The sequence below is a fragment of the Hydrogenophaga sp. LT287 genome (genome assembly GCF_055702805.1).
Genome location: NZ_JBVPZC010000012.1, coordinates 19,329 through 35,718 on the forward strand (window position 1 = coordinate 19,329; position 16,390 = coordinate 35,718).

The 16,390-nt window shown below is 67.7% G+C and carries 13 protein-coding genes and 2 pseudogenes; 4 read left to right on the plus strand and 11 right to left on the minus strand.

Annotated elements, in window-relative coordinates; all coding sequences use genetic code 11:
* Nucleotides 1–200 precede the first annotated feature (200 nt).
* Nucleotides 201–1,436: a class I SAM-dependent methyltransferase gene (locus AC0GNR_RS10955; RefSeq protein ID WP_472900994.1), complete on the plus strand. Its 1,236-nt coding sequence runs from the start codon at nucleotides 201–203 to the stop codon at nucleotides 1,434–1,436.
* A 12-nt stretch (nucleotides 1,437–1,448) separates the two neighbouring features.
* On the opposite strand, the gene AC0GNR_RS10960 is transcribed toward AC0GNR_RS10955, so the two are convergent.
* From AC0GNR_RS10960 to AC0GNR_RS10995, 8 genes and pseudogenes are all read right to left on the minus strand, one after another.
* Nucleotides 1,449–2,657, minus strand: a complete 1,209-nt coding sequence (locus AC0GNR_RS10960; protein ID WP_472900995.1) for an ABC transporter permease — start codon at nucleotides 2,655–2,657, stop codon at nucleotides 1,449–1,451.
* 2 nt (nucleotides 2,658–2,659) lie between these two features.
* Nucleotides 2,660–3,517, minus strand: coding sequence for an ABC transporter ATP-binding protein (locus AC0GNR_RS10965; RefSeq protein ID WP_472900996.1), 858 nt, complete (start codon nucleotides 3,515–3,517; stop codon nucleotides 2,660–2,662).
* The gene (locus AC0GNR_RS10970) at nucleotides 3,514–4,848 is read right to left on the minus strand and encodes an efflux RND transporter periplasmic adaptor subunit (RefSeq protein ID WP_472900997.1); all 1,335 of its coding nucleotides are present in this window, start codon (nucleotides 4,846–4,848) and stop codon (nucleotides 3,514–3,516) included. The genes AC0GNR_RS10965 and AC0GNR_RS10970 overlap by 4 nt, the downstream gene beginning before the upstream one ends.
* Before the next feature lie 30 nt (nucleotides 4,849–4,878).
* Nucleotides 4,879–6,345: an efflux transporter outer membrane subunit gene (locus AC0GNR_RS10975; protein WP_472900998.1), complete on the minus strand. Its 1,467-nt coding sequence runs from the start codon at nucleotides 6,343–6,345 to the stop codon at nucleotides 4,879–4,881.
* A 128-nt stretch (nucleotides 6,346–6,473) separates the two neighbouring features.
* A complete protein-coding gene (locus AC0GNR_RS10980) occupies nucleotides 6,474–6,875 on the minus strand; it encodes a hypothetical protein (protein WP_472901061.1) in 402 nt (133 codons plus the stop codon).
* A 24-nt stretch (nucleotides 6,876–6,899) separates the two neighbouring features.
* Nucleotides 6,900–6,992: pseudogene (locus tag AC0GNR_RS10985) on the minus strand (mechanosensitive ion channel domain-containing protein); the annotation flags it as partial.
* A 71-nt stretch (nucleotides 6,993–7,063) separates the two neighbouring features.
* Nucleotides 7,064–7,597: pseudogene (locus tag AC0GNR_RS10990) on the minus strand (hypothetical protein); the annotation flags it as partial.
* Nucleotides 7,598–7,618: 21 nt separating this feature from the next.
* Entirely contained in the window at nucleotides 7,619–9,115 is a 1,497-nt protein-coding gene (locus AC0GNR_RS10995) for an AMP nucleosidase (protein WP_472900999.1), read from the minus strand.
* Nucleotides 9,116–9,179: 64 nt separating this feature from the next.
* Between AC0GNR_RS10995 and AC0GNR_RS11000 the strand changes: the two genes are divergently transcribed.
* Nucleotides 9,180–10,457, plus strand: a complete 1,278-nt coding sequence (locus AC0GNR_RS11000) for an MgtC/SapB family protein (RefSeq protein WP_472901000.1) — start codon at nucleotides 9,180–9,182, stop codon at nucleotides 10,455–10,457.
* Here the strand turns inward: AC0GNR_RS11000 and gorA are convergent.
* Nucleotides 10,454–11,857: a glutathione-disulfide reductase gene (gorA, locus tag AC0GNR_RS11005; RefSeq protein ID WP_472901001.1), complete on the minus strand. Its 1,404-nt coding sequence runs from the start codon at nucleotides 11,855–11,857 to the stop codon at nucleotides 10,454–10,456. The genes AC0GNR_RS11000 and gorA overlap by 4 nt on opposite strands.
* 161 nt (nucleotides 11,858–12,018) lie before the next feature.
* On the opposite strand from gorA, the gene AC0GNR_RS11010 reads away from it, so the two are divergent.
* A complete protein-coding gene (locus tag AC0GNR_RS11010) occupies nucleotides 12,019–12,774 on the plus strand; it encodes an SDR family oxidoreductase (RefSeq protein WP_472901002.1) in 756 nt (251 codons plus the stop codon).
* A 146-nt stretch (nucleotides 12,775–12,920) separates the two neighbouring features.
* Here the strand turns inward: AC0GNR_RS11010 and AC0GNR_RS11015 are convergent, their stop codons facing one another.
* Complete coding sequence (locus AC0GNR_RS11015) at nucleotides 12,921–13,466, minus strand: hemerythrin domain-containing protein (protein WP_472901003.1); 546 nt, start codon at nucleotides 13,464–13,466, stop codon at nucleotides 12,921–12,923.
* Between the two features lie 205 nt (nucleotides 13,467–13,671).
* Nucleotides 13,672–14,523: a 3-hydroxybutyryl-CoA dehydrogenase gene (locus AC0GNR_RS11020; protein WP_472901004.1), complete on the minus strand. Its 852-nt coding sequence runs from the start codon at nucleotides 14,521–14,523 to the stop codon at nucleotides 13,672–13,674.
* Between the two features lie 224 nt (nucleotides 14,524–14,747).
* Here AC0GNR_RS11020 and AC0GNR_RS11025 point away from each other — a divergent pair, with 224 nt between their 5' ends.
* Entirely contained in the window at nucleotides 14,748–16,379 is a 1,632-nt protein-coding gene (locus AC0GNR_RS11025; RefSeq protein WP_472901005.1) for a GMC family oxidoreductase, read from the plus strand.
* Nucleotides 16,380–16,390 lie beyond the last annotated feature (11 nt).

Genomic DNA, 16,390 nt, shown 5'->3' on the forward strand with positions numbered 1-16,390 from the left:
TAGGAGCCGCCTGGGGGTGGCGAGTTCCTGTGACGCCGTTGAATATAAGGCAGCGCTTACATGCTCGCTGGCAGGGGCACCCATTGCACCCGGGTTGCGTCCGCTCAAGCGGGGCGGCGGCGCTGTGCGGCGCAAGGGTTCCCAAACCCGGCGGGTTTCGTTAAAACCGCCATTCGTCAGATGCAAGAGGAGCGGTACCCATGGGATCGATCTTGGAACATGCCTTGTTGCCCTGGGCCAATCGGGTCAAGACGCGGGTGAACCTGCCGGTGCGGCTGAGTTGGGGCGAGCGCGGTGCGTCTTCGCTGGCGCTGGGTGAGTTTGAACAGCCGCAGGTGGAAATAAGGGTGCGCGACCCGGCTGCGCTGCCGCTGCTGATCGAGCCCGGGCTGGACACGCTGGGGCAGGCGTATGTGGAGGGCCTGATTGACGTGGACGGCCCGCTGGCCGACATGCTGGCGGTGGCGCACCGGCTGGCCGAAACGGCCGAGTCCCACGGCATGCGCCACAAGCTGATGGGGCGCATCCGGCGCCGCTTTGGCCACACGCGCGAGAGCGACAGCGAGGCCATTCAGTACCACTACGACGTGTCCAACGCGTTTTATGCGCAGTGGCTGGGCGAGGGCATGGTGTATTCGTGCGGGTATTTCGAGCAGGGCGACGAGACGCTGGACGCCGCGCAGCTCAAGAAAATCGACCACATTTTGAACAAGATCCGCCTGCAGCCCGGCCAGCGGCTGCTGGACATTGGCTGCGGCTGGGGCGCGCTGGTGTTGCGCGCGGCGCAGCGTTTTGGCGCGCGGTGCGTGGGCGTGACGCTGTCACAAAACCAATACGACCTGGCGCGCGAGCGGGTGCGCGCGGCCGGGCTGCAAGACCGCGTCGACATTCGGCTGCAGGACTACCGCGACGTGAGCGATCCGCCGTTTGACCGCATCACCAGCGTCGGCATGTTTGAACACGTGGGGCTGGACCACCTGACGCCGTACTTTGAGCGCCTGCGCCAGCTGCTCAAGCCCGACGGCTGGGCCATGAACCACGGCATCGCCAGCACCGACGCGCTGGACGGCGAAACCCGCCACGGTGGTGGCCACTTCATTGACCGCTACGTGTTTCCGCGCGGCGAGCTGCCGCACATTGGCACGGTGTTGCGTTGCCTGCAAGAAGGCGGGCTGGAAGCGTTTGACGTGGAAAACCTGCGCCGCCACTACCAGCGCACCACGCAGCTGTGGGCCGAGGCGTTTGAGGCCCACACCGAGCGCATCAAGCCGCTGGTGGACGAGCGGCGCTGGCGCATCTGGCGCGTGTACCTGGCCGGCTGCGCCTGGGCGTTTGACAACGACGAGGTGTCGATCTACCAGGTGCTGTGCCGCCCGGCGGGCCAGCCGTCGCAAGGGCTGCCCTGGTCGCGGCGGTGGATGTACGCGCAGCGCTGAGCAACGGCGCGTTCACTCGTGGCGCAGCGCGTCGATCGGGTTCAGCCGTGCCGCGCGGCGCGCCGGGAAGTACCCAAACAGCACGCCAATGCCGGCTGAAAACACGAAGCTCAACAGGTTGACGCCGGGGTTGAACACATAGGGCACGTTCATCACCGCCGACAAGCCGATGGACGCGGCCGTGGCCAGCACGATGCCGATGAGCCCGCCGAGCGCGGCCAGCACCACCGCTTCAATCAGGAACTGCAGCAGCACCTCGCGCTCCAGCGCGCCGATGGCCAGGCGCAGGCCGATCTCGCGGGTGCGCTCGGTCACGCTCACCAGCATGATGTTCATGATGCCGATGCCGCCCACCAGCAGGCTCACCGCGGCCACGGCGCCCAGCAGCGTGGTCAGCACCTTGGTGGTGCCCGACAGCGTTTCGGCCAGCTGCTTGGTGTCGAGCACGTTGAAGTTGTCTTCGTCGGTGTCGGCCAGTTTGCGGCGCTCGCGCAGCAGCTGTGTGATGCCGGCTTTCACGCGGTTGGCGTCGCTGCCGTCGGCCATGGACACCAGCAGCGTGTTCACGCGGGTATTGCCGGTCAGGCGGCGCTGCAGCGTTTTCAGGGGCACCAGCACCATGTCGTCCTGGTCGTTGCCAAAGGCGCCCTGGCCCTTGGACGCGAGGATGCCGATGATTTCGCACGAAATCTGTTTCACCCGCAGCTGGTCGCCCAGCGCGGGGCGCTGGCCATACAGCTCGCGCCGCACGGTTTCACCCACGATGCACACGGCCGAGCCGGCGCGCAGTTCGTCGTCGCTGAAGTTGCGGCCCTCGCTGAGCTTCCAGTTGCCGGTGACCAGCCATTCGTTGGTGCTGCCGATGATGCTGCTGGTCCAGTTGCGGCCGTTGGCCACCACGGTGGAGCCGGTGCGCGCCTCGGGCGCCACGGCCAGAATGCCGCCGATCTGGCTGGCAATGGCGTCGGCGTCGGTGTCTTTGAAGGCCGGCACGCTGCCGCCACTGCCGCCCGGGCCCATGCGCTGGCCGGGGCGCACCTGCAGCAGGTTGGTGCCCAGGCCCGAAATCTGGTTTTGAATGGCCAGGGTGGCGCCGTTGCCCAGCGTCACCATGGTGATGACCGCGCTCACGCCAATCACGATGCCCAGGATGGTGAGGAACGAGCGCATGAGGTTGCGCCGAATGGAGCGCAGCGCCAGCAGCAAGGTGTTGAGCCACATGGTCAGTGCACCTCGGCGGTGGGTGGCGCGGCGCTGGCTGTGGCGTCGTGCAGGCCCGCGGGGTGCGGGTTGGGCGTGTCGCTGGCCACCACGCCGTCGACAAAACGCACGATGCGCTTGGCGTACGCGGCCATTTCGGCCTCGTGGGTGACCATCAGCACGGTGATGCCGTGGTCGGCGTTAAGGCGCCAGATCAGTTCCATGATTTCTTTGCTGCGCTGCGTGTCCAGGTTGCCGGTGGGCTCGTCGGCGAGCAGCACGGCGGGCTGCGTGACGATGGCGCGCGCAATGGCCACGCGCTGCTGCTGCCCGCCTGAGAGCTCGGCCGGCGTGTGGTGTTCCCAGCCTTTGAGGCCCACCGAGTCCAGGGCGCGCGCGGCGGCGGCGTGGCGTTCGGCCGCCGGCTCGCCACGGTAGATCAGCGGCAGTTCCACGTTTTCTTGTGCCGAGGTGCGCGCCAGCAGGTTGAAGCCCTGGAACACAAAGCCCAGGTAGCGCCGGCGCAGGCGGGCGCGCTGGTCGCGGCTGAGCGACTGCACCTGCACGCCCTGAAATTCGTAGGTGCCGGTGGTGGGCGTGTCCAAGCAGCCCAGCGTGTTCATGGCGGTGGACTTGCCCGAGCCACTGGGCCCCATGATGGCCACAAAGTCGCCCGCCTGAATGTCCAGGTCCACCCCCTTGAGCGCCTGAAACGCGGTGCTGCCCTCGCCGTACACCTTGGTGACGCCGCGCAGGCGGATCAGCGGGCGGTCGGCGGTTTGCGTGCCGGTGATGCGATCCGGCGCCGGGCCGCCCCAAGCCGGATCAGCCCCCTCGGGGGGCAGCGACCCGCGCAGCGGTGGAGCGTGGGGGGGCATCATGGCGCTGCACCTCCATTGCGCTGGTCGGTGATGATGGCCAGGCCCTCGCTCAAGCCTTCGCCCGTGACTTCGGTGTGGCGGCCATCGCTGATGCCGGTCTTCACTTCTTGCGCCACGGCCTGGCCGTCTTTGAGCACCCAGATCTGCCGCAGGCCCGGTGCGCCGCCGTTGGTTTCGGTGGCCCGGCGCGGGGTGGTGCTGCGGGGCATGCGCGGCATCATCTTGGACAGGATGCTGCTGCTGGGCGCCGCAGCGGCGCCGTTGCCCGCCGTGGTGGGCGAGAAGCGCAACGCGGTGTTGGGCACCAGCAGCACGCCGTTGCGCTCGGTGGCCACGATGGTGGCCGCCGCCGTCATGCCCGGGCGCAGGCTCAGGTCGGTGTTGTCCACGTCGAGCGTGGTCACGTAGGTCACCACGTTGTCGGTCTTGGTGGAGCCAAAGGCCACGCGGTTGATGGTGGCCGGGTAACGCCGTGCCGGGTAGGCGCTCACGGTGAAGCTGGCTTTCTGGCCGGTGGTCACCGAGCCCACGTCGGCCTCGTCCACGTTCACGTCCAGCCGCAGTTGCGACAGGTTTTCGGCCACCGAAAACAGCGTGACCGCCTGCAGCGAAGCCGCCACGGCGTTGCCCGGGTCGACCGAGCGTGAGAGCACCACGCCGTCAATGGGCGAGCGGATGGAGGCTTTGGACAGGTTGGTCTCGTCGGTGGCGAGTGTGGCGCGGGCGCTGGCCACGTTGGCACGGGCGCTGGCCTCGGCGGCCAAGGCGCGTTCCACGGCGGCGCGGGCGGTGTCCAGCTCGGCGGCTGACGGTACCTTGCCGCCTGAGAGGCGCGCCACTTCTTCAAAGCGCGCCAGGTTGGCCTGGGCTTCTTTCACCGTGGCCTGGGCCTGGGCCAGCTGCGCCTGCGACGCCGCCAGTGCCGCGCGCGAGCGCAGCACCTGGTCGTTGAGCTTGGCGGTGTCCAGCTCCACCAGCACCTGGCCGGTTTTCACGCGGTCGTTTACGTCCACCATCACGCGCTTGACGGTGCCCGAGAGTTCGCTGCCAATGTTCACCGCCCGCGTGGGCTGCAGCGTGCCGTTGGCCGACACGGTGAGCGTCAGGTTGCCCTTGCGCAGGGCTTCGGTCACGTACACCGGCGCGGCGCTGGTTTGCTTTTGCGCTTGCCAGTAGGTGTAGCCGCCGGCCACCACCAGCACGGCGGCCACGCCGAGCCAGACCGACGGGCGTTTCCACCAACGCGCGGGCTGGTCGTCGCCCAGCAAGGTGTTGAGGTTGGCCGACGCTTTGTTCGGGGCGGCGGGGGTGGGGGTGTTCGGGGTGGTCATGGGCAAAAAGCGGTGTGGGGTTCGGCGGGCTCAGCGGGTGGCGGTGGCGCGTTCGCTGGGTGGGGGCGCAGCGCTTTCAGGCGTCCAGCCGCCACCCAGGGCTTTGTACAGGCGCACCATGTCGGCGCTCAGGGTGGCCTGGGTGCTGGCCACGCTGTCCTGGGTGGACAGCAGCGTGCGTTGTGTGTCGAGCACGGCACGGAAGTCGATCAACCCGCTTTCATAGCGCTGGCGGGCCAGCAGCTCGGCGTTGGCCGCTGCCGCGCTGGCGGCCTGCAGCCGGGCCAGGCGCTCGCGGTTGCCTTGCAGCGACACCAGCGCGTCTTCCACGTCTTGCAACGCGGTGAGCACCGCGGCCTGGTACCCCACGCGCGCCTGCTCGAGCGCGGCTTCTTGCGAGCGCACCTGGGCGCGGGCCGCACCGCCGTCCAGCAGCGGCACCGACACGCTGGCAAGCAGCGAGTTGGCCACCGACGCGCCGTTGGTCAGCGCGCCCAGCGTGAGCGCGCTCAGGCCCAGCGAGCCACCCAGGCGAAAGCTCGGGTAGCGCGCCGCGTCGGCTGCGGCCACGCGGGCCAGTGCGGCGCTCACGCGGTGCTCGGCGGTGCGCACATCGGGGCGCTGGCGCAGCGTGTCGGCTGGCAGTGCCAAGGCCAGATCGGCTGGCGCCTGCGGCACCGGGGCGGCGGCGGACAGCCGGCTTTGCAGGGCGCCCGGGGCTTGGCCAGTCAACACCGCCAGGCTGTTCAGCGCCTGAGCAATGCCGGTTTGCAGCGCCGGAATTTGCGCTGCGGTTTGCTCGCTGGCGGCCACGGCCTGCTCCACGTCCAGCGACGACACCAGGCCCGCCTGCCCACGCCAGCGCGTGATCTGCAGCGTCTCGGTTTGTGCCGCCAGGTTGCTGCGCGCAATCGCCAGCCGCGTTTGCAGGCTGCGCAGCTCAATGGTGGTCACCGCCACCTCGGCCGCCAGCGACACCTGCACGTTGGCCAGGCTGGTGGCGGAAGCCTGCACGTCGGCCTCGCTCGCGCTCAGCGCGGCGCGGTTGCCGCCAAACACATCGGGTTCCCAGCTGGCATCAAACCCGGCCTGAAAGCTGTTGGTGGCGTCGTTGCCGCCCGACTTGCCCCGCCGCGCCGAGCCCGTGGCGCCCACCGAAGGCCCCATGCCCGCTTGCTGCACATCGCGCTGCGCCCGCGCTTGCTGCAAGGCGGCCTGCGCGCTGCGCACGCTGGTGTTGGCCTGCAGGGCCTCGGTCACCAGCGCGGTAAGCATGGGGTCGTTGAAGCGCTGCCACCAGGCCGCCAGGTCGGTGGCGGCTTGGCCAGCCGCCGCCGGTGGCGTTGCGCCCAGCCAGGCGGCGGGCGTGGGCGTTTCAGGCAACGGGGCGGCAAGCGGCGCCAGGCTGGCACAGCCCGACAGCAGCAAGCCAGCCAGCAGCGCCACGGCCAAGCCGGGCCGCTGGTTTGGTAAGGGGGGATTCAAGAGGGCGTTCATGTTGTTCATTCAGCATACGTTGTATGCAGCGCCTCCATTGTGCGCAGGCGCACACAACTGAGCGTGAGCGTGGGGTGAAGTTCCGGTAAAGCACCGGGTGCGTCAGGCTGCCAGGGCGGTCACCGTCGTCAGGGGGTGGCACGCGGGGGTGCTTCGGCATCGGGCAGAGGGTCACCTGCGTTTCCAGCCAGGTGCAGCGTCTGCGTGGGAACGGCGATTTCGGCGCCGCGCGCGGCCACGATGCGGCCGATGCGCAGCAGCACGTCTTGTTTGATGGCGTGAAACTCGACCCAGACGGTGGTTTTGGTGAAGCCGTAGACCATGATGTCGAGCGAGCTGGCGCCGAAGTTGTTGAAGTTGACGATCAGCGTCTGGCTGATGTCGATGCCTTCGTGGGCCATGAGCATGGCCTTGATGTCGGCCACCACGCCTTCGACCTGCGCGAAGTCGTCGTAGCGCAGGCCCACGGTTTCTTTCAGACGGCGGTGGCTCATGCGCGATGGGTTTTCCACCACGATGGTGGTGAACACGGCGTTGGGCACGTAGATGGGGTTTTTGTTGAACGCGCGGATGCGGGTGTGGCGCCAGCTGATGTATTCGACCGTGCCTTCAATGCTTTTGTCGGGTGAGCGAATCCAGTCGCCCACGCTGAACGGCCGGTCGAGGTAAATGGTGAGGCCGCCAAAAAATTGGCCAGCAGGTCGCGCGCGGCCAGACCCACCGCGATGCCGCCCACGCCGCCCAGCGCCAGCAGGCCGCCAATTTGAAAGCCCAGTGTGTGGGCGACGGTGATGACGGTGACCACAAACACCACCAGCCGCACCAGCTTGCTCAGCGCCGTGGCGGTGGTGACGTCGAAGTCGCCACCGTCTCGCGTGCCGCGCTGGATGCTGGTTTGCGTGACCTCGCCCACAAAGTGCCACAGCATCCAGGCCACGCTGACCACGATGCCGATGTTGCGCCATTGCAGGGCGTCGGCCAGCAGCTCGGGCTCGGGCCATTGGGTGTTGAGCACGCGCGCCATCCAGCCCAGGCTGACCAGCCACAAGATCAGCCGCAGCGGTTTGCTGGCGGCGTTGAGCAGCGCTTCGTCCCAGTGGTTGGTGGTGGTTTGGGCCCAGCGGGCGGCCTGCCTGAGCAGCAGGCGCACGCCCTGGTTGACCAGCAGTGTCAGCGAGCCAATGGCCAGCAGCGTGACGAGCCAGAGGTCCAGGCCCACGGCCTGTTGCAGCCGTTGTGCAAGTTCGTTCATGAAACCGCTGCGCTGCTGCGCTTACTGAAAGGCCACTTCGGCAAAGCTGCGCAGCTTACGGCTGTGCAGCTGGCCCACGCCGCCCTGGCGCAGCAGCTCCACCGCGCGGATGCCGATGCGCAGGTGCTGGTCGACCCGCTCGCGGTAAAAATGGTTGGCCATGCCGGGCAGCTTGATCTCGCCGTGCAGCGGCTTGTCGCTCACGCACAGCAGGGTGCCGTAGGGCACGCGAAAGCGAAAGCCGTTGGCGGCGATGGTGGCGCTTTCCATGTCCAGCGCCACGGCCCGGCTCTGGCTGAAGCGGCGCTGGGGTTTGTTGTCGGGCAGCAGTTCCCAGTTGCGGTTGTCGGTGCTGGCCACGGTGCCGGTGCGCATGATGCGTTTGAGCTCGTGCGGCGCCACGCCGGTCACGTCGGCCACGGCGGCTTCCAGCGCGAGCTGAATTTCGGCCAGCGCCGGAATGGGCACCCACAGCGGCAGCTCTTCGTCGAGCACATGGTCTTCGCGCACGTAGGCGTGGGCCAGCACGTAGTCGCCCAGCTGCTGGCTGTTGCGCAGACCGGCGCAGTGGCCGAGCATGAGCCAGGCGTGGGGGCGCAGCACGGCGATGTGGTCGGTGATGGTTTTGGCGTTCGCCGGGCCCACGCCAATGTTGACCATGGTGATGCCGCTGCGGTCGGCACGCATGAGGTGGTAGCCCGGCATTTGCGGCAGGCGCGGCGGCGGCGTGCCCAGCTCGTCGCCGGTTTCCGCTGGCAGACCGACGCGGCGCGTCACCACGTTGCCGGGTTCGACAAAGGCGATGTATTCGCTGGCCGGGTTGGCCATTTCGGCGTGCCCGAGGCGGATGAATTCGTCGATGTAGAACTGGTAGTTGGTGAACAGCACGAAGTTTTGAAACCACTCGGGCGCGGTGCCGGTGTAGTGGCGCAGGCGCTGCAACGAATAGTCGACCCGGGGCGCGGTGAACAGGGCCAGCGGCTGGGCCTCGCCGGGGCGCGGCTCGTGCGTGCCGTTGGCAATGCCGTCGTCCATGGCGGCCAGGTCGGGCAGGTCAAACACGTCGCGCATGAGGGCGCGGCGCTGTGCGCTCAGGCTGCCTTCCACATGGTCGTGCTCGGCAAACGAAAAGTGGATCGGGATGGGCTGGGTGCTGGTGCCCACTTCAAGCTCGCCGCCGTGGTTGGCCAGCAGCAGTTCAAATTGCTTGAGCAGGTAGCCGCCGTACAGGTCGGGGCGGGTGAGGGTGGTTTCAAACCGGCCGGGGCCGGCCACAAAGCCGTAGCTCAGGCGGCTCTGTGGCCCCGTGCCCTGGTGCGACACGCTGTGGGTGTGCAGCCGCACAAACGGGTAGCAGGCGCGCACGCGCACGCTGCTGAAGTCTTGGCCGTTGACAAAGTCGCGCATGGCCACGCGCAAAAACGCCACGTTGTCGCGGTAGATGCGCTGCACCTGCGCCAGCGCGGCGGCGGGTTCGCGAAAGAAAACCGGGGCGGTAAAGTCGGGTGTCTTGTGCATGGCGCTATTGTGGCGCCGCCACATGACAACCCGCCGATGAGCGCCCACAACGCCCCATAACCCGATGTTCAATGCCGAAACCGCTGCCATGGGCTTGCCCGCCGACCCGGCCGGTGCGGTGGCCGTGCTGGCCGTGGCGCTGGGCTGCGGTTTGCTGATCGGCGTTGAGCGGGAACGGCGCAAAGGCAGCGGTCCCCAGCGGGCGTTTGCCGGTTTGCGCACCTTTGCGCTGACCTGTGTGGCCGGCGCCCTGGCGGCGCTCACCCAGCTGACCGGGCTGGTGGTGACGGGTGCGGCGCTGGTGGCGGCGCTGGCGGCCATGGCCTACTGGCGCGACCGCTCTGACGACCCCGGTGCGACCACCGAAGTGGCGCTGCTGCTGACCTACCTGATCGGGGTGCTCTGCGCCTGGAGCCTGCCGCTGGCGGCGGCCACGGCGGTGGGCCTGACGGGTTTGCTGGCCGCCCGCCAGCGGCTGCACCACTTTGCCAGCCATTGGCTCAGCCCGGGCGAGGTGCGCGACGGCATCATTTTGGCGGCGCTGGTGCTGATGGCGCTGCCGCTGGTGCCCAACCGGCCGCTGTGGGGGCCGGTGCTCAACCCCTATGTGATCGTGCAGCTGGTGGTCCTGCTGCTGGGGGTGCAGGCCCTGGCCCACCTGAGCCGCCGCCTGCTGCAAGCGCGCCACGCGGTGGCGTTGTCGGCGCTGGCTTCGGGCTTTGTGTCCAGCACCGCCACCATCGCCACGCTGGGGCTGGCGGCGCGCGAAAGGCCCGCCGACGTGCGGCTGCTGGCCGGTGGTGGCCTGTTGTCGTGCGTGTCCACCCAGCTGCAGGTGCTGCTGGTGGCCGCTGCCGTGCAACCGGCCTGGCTGCCGGTTTTGTGGCTGCCTTCGCTGGCCGCCGCTGTGTTGGCGCTGGCCTGGGGCGGGTGGATGGTGCGCGGCGCGCCCCAGGCCGCCGATGTCCCGTCAGAACCCGACGAAGACCGCATGTTCAGCCTGTGGGCAGCGGCGGGCGTGGCCGCGTTGCTCAGCGGCATCCAGGCTGGCGTGTACGGGCTGACGCTGTGGCTGGGCTCGACGGGGCTGCTGCTGGGCTCCGCGCTGGCGGCGCTGGCCGACCTGCACGCCGCGGTGGCGGCGGTGTTCGCGTCGGGCGAGCCGCTGCCAGGGGGCGCCGGTGTGTGGGCCGTGGTGCTGGCGCTGCTGGCGCATGCCGTGGGCAAAAGCGTGTCTGCCGGGCTTGCTGGCGGTTGGCGCTACCTGGCTTGGCTTGCGCCCGGCCTTTGGGGGCACATGGCTCTGGGCGCAGCCGGCATTTATGGGCTGGCGCGCGTTTAGTTTCGGGCCGGTTCGCGCATGGTCACAAACTCTTCGGCCGCCGTGGGGTGGATGCCGATGGTGCTGTCAAACACCGCCTTGGTGGCGCCGGCTTTCATGGCCACGGCGAAGCCCTGCACAATTTCGCCCGCTTCGGCACCCACCATGTGCAGGCCCACCACGCGGTCGGTGGCGGTGTCCACCACCAGTTTCATGAGGGTGCGCTCGGTGCTGCCCGACAGGGTGTGGCGCAGCGCTTTGAACTCGCTGCGAAAAATGGTGACCTGGCCAAATTGCTCGCGCGCAGCGGCTTCGCTGAAGCCCACGGTGCCGATGTTGGGGTGGGTGAACACGGCGGTGGGGATGAAGTCGTAGCTCATGTCGCGTGGCGGTTTGCCCGCGGCGGGGCCAAACAGCTGGTCCACCACCACCATGGCTTCGCCCAGCGCCACCGGGGTGAGCTGCACGCGGTTGGTCACGTCACCCACGGCGTAAATGCTGGGCACGTTGGTCTGGTAGTGCGCGTTCACCAGCACTTCGTTTTGCCCGCCCTGGGCCACGCCCACGGTGTCCAGCCCCAGGCCTTGCACGTTGGGCACGCGCCCGGTGGCGTAGAGCACCGCGTCGGCCATCACCACGTTGCCGTCTTCCAGCTCCACGCGCAGCCCGTCGGCGGCTTTGCGGATGTCCACCACGCCGGCGTTGAGCCGCAGGTCCACGCCCGACTTGAGCATCTCAGCGGCCACAAAGTGGCGAACTTCGTCGTCAAAACCGCGCAGCACCTGTTCGCCGCGGTACAGCTGCGTCACCTGGGCGCCCAGGCCGTTGAAGATGGACGCAAATTCGCAGGCAATGTAGCCGCCGCCCACCACCAGCAGGCGCTGTGGGAACGGCTCCAGGTCAAAGATCTCGTTGGACGTGATGACGTGTTCGCGGCCCACAAAGTGCGGCACATGCGGCGTACCGCCGGTGGCAATGAGGATGTTTTTGGCGGTGAAATGCTGGTGGCCGGGGCTGCCGTCGGCATGCAGCGTGGCCAGGGTGATGGCGTGCTCACCGTCGATGCGGGCAAAGCCGTTGAACACGGTCACGCCCGAGCCGCGCAGCAGGTTGCCATACACGCCGTTGAGGCGGCTGATCTCTTTTGCGCGGTTGGCTTTGAGGGTGGCCCAGTTCAGGCGCGGGGCTTCGCCCTCCCACCCGTAGCCCGCCGATTCGTGAAAGCCTTCGGCGTAATGCGCGGCGTAGCTGTAGAGCTTTTTCGGGATGCAGCCCACGTTCACGCAGGTGCCGCCCAGGCCGTCGGTGCCGAGGGTTTCGGCCAGGGCCACGCGGGCGCCACGCTGTGCGGCCATGCGCGCAGCGCGCACACCGCCGCTGCCGCCACCAATCACAAACAGGTCAAAGTCAAAAGCGCTCATCTCAAATCCTTGGCAAAACAGGGCTCACGGCAACCGGTGAGGGGCCTCATGGTAAGCGGCCCACGGTGGCGCTGCATTGAGGCGCGTCATGGCCGCCGGCCCGCAGGGGCCTTGGGTGTGCGGGCCAGCGCGCGCTGGCGCTGCCTGCCCATAATGCGCCCATGAACCCGACCCCTGCACCCGCTCCCGCCGATGAAACAACCCCACAACCCGGCCTGAGCGTGGTGCTGGGTGGCACCGGCGGCATTGGTGCGGCCCTGGTGGCGCAGCTGCGCGCACAGGGTGGCACGGTGCTGGCGCTGGGCCGGCAAACCCAGCCCGCGCTGGACTACACCGCTGAGGCCACCGTGGCGGCCTGCGCGCAGCATGTATCGGCGCAGCTGAGCCAAGCCGGCCTGCCGCTGACCCGCCTGATCGTGGCCACCGGGTTTTTGCACGGCACCACCGCCAGCGGCCAGCACGCCGAGCCCGAGCGCTCCTGGCAACACCTGAACGCCGATGCCTTGGCACACAGCTTTGCGGTGAACGCCGTGGGCCCGGCGCTGGTGATGAAACACTTTTTGCCGTTGCTGCCGCGCCAGGGTCGCTGTGTGGCGGCGTTTTTGTCGGCGCGGGTGGGCAGCATCGGCGACAACGCGCTGGGTGGCTGGTATGGCTACCGCGCATCCAAAGCCGCGCTCAACCAGCTGGTGCACACGGCGGCCATTGAGCTGGCGCGGCGCAACCGCGACGCGCTGTGTGTGGCGCTGCACCCCGGCACGGTGGACACCGGGCTGTCACAGCCCTTTGCCAAAACCGGGCTGCAGGTGCGACCGCCTGACGTGGCGGCGGGCGAGCTGCTGGGCGTGATCGATGGCTTGCCCCCGGGCAGCTCAGGCGGGTTTTTTGACCACCGTGGTTTGACGGTGGCCTGGTGAGCTGAGCCGCTGAGCGCGAGGCCTATAGATCCGGCCCAGTGAAGTCTTAAAGTCCGTTCGGGTTGAGCTTGTCGAAACCTTCCTCAGACATGGCACGAGCCCTTCGACAGGCTCAGGGCGAACGGTTGATACTTCATAGGGCCGAATTAATAAGAGGGCAGGGCAGCGCTTTTAAGGGCTCTGCGTTTCGCCATTTCACGGCCCATACCCACCGTGTCCAGGCTGGCCAAGCGCTGCTTGGCGGCCGGGTAGGCAATCGACTCTTCCAGAACGATGTGGTCCAGGTAGAGGGCTTCAAAAACCTCCAGTGCGTGCCGAAGTTCCACGGTGTCAAACCACAGGTTGCCGTTGGTGGCGGCTTCCAGGCTGGGCGCGATCTGAATCCAGTTTTCTTCCAGCCAGCCGTGGTCTTGCACCAGGTGTTCAGCGGCTTGCACGATCTCGGCGTTCTGGCTGTTCAGCAGCGCCGGGAAAATGTGTTTTTCTTCGTCCAGGTGGTGCTGGCGCGCTTCGCCATTGAAGTAGTCCAGCACGCGGCGGGCCTGCTCCCGGTTGGCCTGGTTCAGGCCGCTGTTTTCAATCGCATCCACCAAGCCGTTCAGCTGTTGCAGCTGCTGCTGAATCTCGCGGTGGGTGCTGTCGAGAAACTCAAAAACAGCGAGCGACGGTTGGGTGCGGGCAGCAGCGTTCATGAAAAACCCCTGGGCAGTGAAAAGTGGGTTCATCATAAAAATGCTGCGCCGCAGCAGCTTGATCTGGCGCAAACAATGGGCCGGCTAACGTACCGAGCGAGCCTTCACCGGCGCGCGTGTCCCCACAACCCAAGATGCCGCGGAACGGGCTTCGCCCGGCCGCAGGCATCGCCCCCTGGGGGGTGACGCGCAGCGGCGCGGGGGGTCAATAAGTGAACACGCCGCGCCCGGTTTTGCGGCCCAGCCAGCCAGCGGCCACCATTTCCTTCAGCAGCGGCGCGGGGCGGTACTTGCTGTCGTTGTATTCGGCCATGTAGACGTTCATCACCGCCAGGCACACGTCCAGGCCAATCATGTCGGCCAGTGCCAGCGGGCCAATAGGCTGGTTGCAGCCCAGCTTCATGCCGGCATCAATGTCTTCCGGCGTGGCCAGGCCCTCGGCCAGCACAAAGAAAGCTTCGTTGATCATGGGCACCAGGATGCGGTTGACCACAAAACCGGGCGCGTTCTTCACCGTGATGGGCGTTTTGCCCAGGGCTTCGGCCAGCGCCTTCACCGCGTCGTGCGTGGCGTCGCTGGTCTGCAGGCCGCGGATGATTTCCACCAGCGCCATCATGGGCACCGGGTTGAAGAAGTGCATGCCGATGAAGCGGTCGGGGCGCTGCGTGGCAGCGGCCAGCTTGGTGATGCTGATCGAGCTGGTGTTGGTGGCCACGATCACGTCGGCGCCCAGCAAGCCGTCCAGCTGCTGCAAGATCTTGACCTTCAGTGCCTCGTTTTCGGTGGCGGCTTCAATGACCAGTTGCGCGCCCTTGAGGTCTTCGTAGTTGGTCGAGCCCTTGATGCGGGCCAGCGCCGCGTCTTTCTCGGCGGCGGTCATTTTTTCTTTCTTAATCAGCCGGTCCAGGCTGCTGGCCACCGTGGCCAGGGCTTTGTCCACCGCCGCCTGGGCAATGTCGACCAGCACCACCTGGATGCCGCTGGTGGCGCAGGCCTGCGCAATGCCGTTGCCCATGGTGCCCGAGCCAATAATGCCCACGGTCTGGATGCTGTTCATACGGTTCACTCCTGTGTGTTTCGAAAAAAAGAATTGTCCAGCGCGTCTGCGCGGGGCGCTGACGCGCTGGGTCACGCACGCGTCACGCCTAGACGGGCGCGTCTATCTGCTCGCGTGCCTGCGTGCTAACTTAGCCGCTGATTGTCGCGCCCCATCTTGCAAGGGTATGACAGCGGTTGGATTCGCCTGACCCAACGCCTCGCGCGGCACTTTCTGGAGACTTCATGTTGGACTACATCATTGTTGGAGGCGGCTCGGCCGGTAGCGTGCTGGCCGGGCGCTTGAGTGAAGACCCCGCCGTGCGCGTGGCGCTGCTCGAAGCCGGCCCGGCCGACCACAGTGTGCTCATTCACTGCCCGGCCGGCCTGGCTGTGATGGCCAAGTACCAGCTCAACGGCTGGGGCTACAACACCGTGCCGCAGCCCGGGCTGAACGGCCGGCGCGGCTACCAGCCGCGCGGCAAGGTGCTGGGTGGCTCCAGCTCCATCAACGCCATGGTGTACGCCCGTGGCCATGCGCAAGACTACGACCACTGGGCCGCCCAAGGCAACCCCGGCTGGTCTTATGCCGACGTGTTGCCCTATTTCAAGCGCTCAGAGCACAACGAGCGCGGCGCCGACGCGCTGCACGGCCAGGGCGGGCCACTGAACGTGATGGACCTGCGCAGCCCCAACCCGTTTCTGCCTGCGTTCATTGAAGCCGGCCAGCAAGCCGGCTACGCGCACAACACCGACTTCAACGGCCCCGAGCAAGAAGGCGTGGGCGCCTACCAGGTGACGCACAAAAACGGCGAGCGCTGGAGCGCCGCCAAGGGCTACCTCACGCCCCACCTGGGGCGGCCCAACCTGACGGTGATCACCTCCGCGCTCACCACCCGGGTGCTGGTGGAAACCGTGAACGGCCAACCCTGCGCCGTGGGGGTGGAATACCGGCCCAGCGGGGGGCGGGGCGCACCGCAAACGCTGCGCCTGAAACCGGGCGGCGAGGTGCTGCTGAGCGCGGGGGCTTTTGGTTCGCCGCAGTTGCTCATGCTCTCGGGCATCGGCCCGGCTGAGCACCTGCGCGAGATGGGCATTGATGTGGTGCACGACCTGCCCGGCGTGGGCGACAACCTGCACGACCACCCCGACGTGGTGATGGTGGTGAACGCCCCGAAGTTGACCGACCTGTTTGGCCTGTCGCTGCCCGGCATGCTGACCACGCTCAAGGGCATCACTGAGTGGCGCCGTGCGCGCAGTGGACCGCTCACCAGCAACTTTGCCGAGGCGGGTGGTTTCATCAAGAGCGCGCCCCTTGAGCCCATACCCGATCTGCAGCTGCACTTTGTGGTGGGCAAGCTGGTGGACCACGGCCGCAAAACCGTGTTTGGCCATGGCTATTCGTGCCACGTGTGCCTGTTGCGCCCCAAGAGCCGGGGCACGCTGCGCCTGGCCAGCGCCGACCCGCAAGTGGCGCCGCTGATCGACCCCGCCTTTTTGAAAGACCCGGACGACGTGGCCCGCCTAGTGCAAGGCTTCAAGCGCGTGCGCGAGCTGATGCACCAGCCCGCCCTGGCCCGCCACGGCGGCCAGGAATCAGCCGCCTCGCGCGCAGCGCAGAGCGACGCGCAGATCGAGCAGTTTGTGCGCAACCACGCCGACACGATCTACCACCCCGTGGGCACCTGCCGCATGGGCACCGACGCACTGGCCGTGGTGGACGCCCGCCTGCGCGTGCACGGCGTGAAAGCCCTGCGCGTGGTGGACGCGTCGGTCATGCCCCGCGTGGTCGGCGGCAACACCAACGCGCCGGTGGTCATGGTGGCGGAAAAGGCGGTGGATATGATCAAACAGGACCGCCCCCCGCGCCGCGCCTAAGGGCGCGTCAC

Coding starts and splice junctions, on each gene's coding strand:
- AC0GNR_RS10955 (WP_472900994.1), top strand. CDS start 201: ATGGGATCGATCTTGGAACATGCCTTGTTGCCCTGGGCCAATCGGGTC.
- AC0GNR_RS10960 (WP_472900995.1), bottom strand. CDS start 2,657: ATGTGGCTCAACACCTTGCTGCTGGCGCTGCGCTCCATTCGGCGCAAC.
- AC0GNR_RS10965 (WP_472900996.1), bottom strand. CDS start 3,517: ATGATGCCCCCCCACGCTCCACCGCTGCGCGGGTCGCTGCCCCCCGAG.
- AC0GNR_RS10970 (WP_472900997.1), bottom strand. CDS start 4,848: ATGACCACCCCGAACACCCCCACCCCCGCCGCCCCGAACAAAGCGTCG.
- AC0GNR_RS10975 (WP_472900998.1), bottom strand. CDS start 6,345: ATGAACGCCCTCTTGAATCCCCCCTTACCAAACCAGCGGCCCGGCTTG.
- AC0GNR_RS10995 (WP_472900999.1), bottom strand. CDS start 9,115: ATGCACAAGACACCCGACTTTACCGCCCCGGTTTTCTTTCGCGAACCC.
- AC0GNR_RS11000 (WP_472901000.1), top strand. CDS start 9,180: ATGTTCAATGCCGAAACCGCTGCCATGGGCTTGCCCGCCGACCCGGCC.
- gorA (WP_472901001.1), bottom strand. CDS start 11,857: ATGAGCGCTTTTGACTTTGACCTGTTTGTGATTGGTGGCGGCAGCGGC.
- AC0GNR_RS11010 (WP_472901002.1), top strand. CDS start 12,019: ATGAACCCGACCCCTGCACCCGCTCCCGCCGATGAAACAACCCCACAA.
- AC0GNR_RS11015 (WP_472901003.1), bottom strand. CDS start 13,466: ATGAACGCTGCTGCCCGCACCCAACCGTCGCTCGCTGTTTTTGAGTTT.
- AC0GNR_RS11020 (WP_472901004.1), bottom strand. CDS start 14,523: ATGAACAGCATCCAGACCGTGGGCATTATTGGCTCGGGCACCATGGGC.
- AC0GNR_RS11025 (WP_472901005.1), top strand. CDS start 14,748: ATGTTGGACTACATCATTGTTGGAGGCGGCTCGGCCGGTAGCGTGCTG.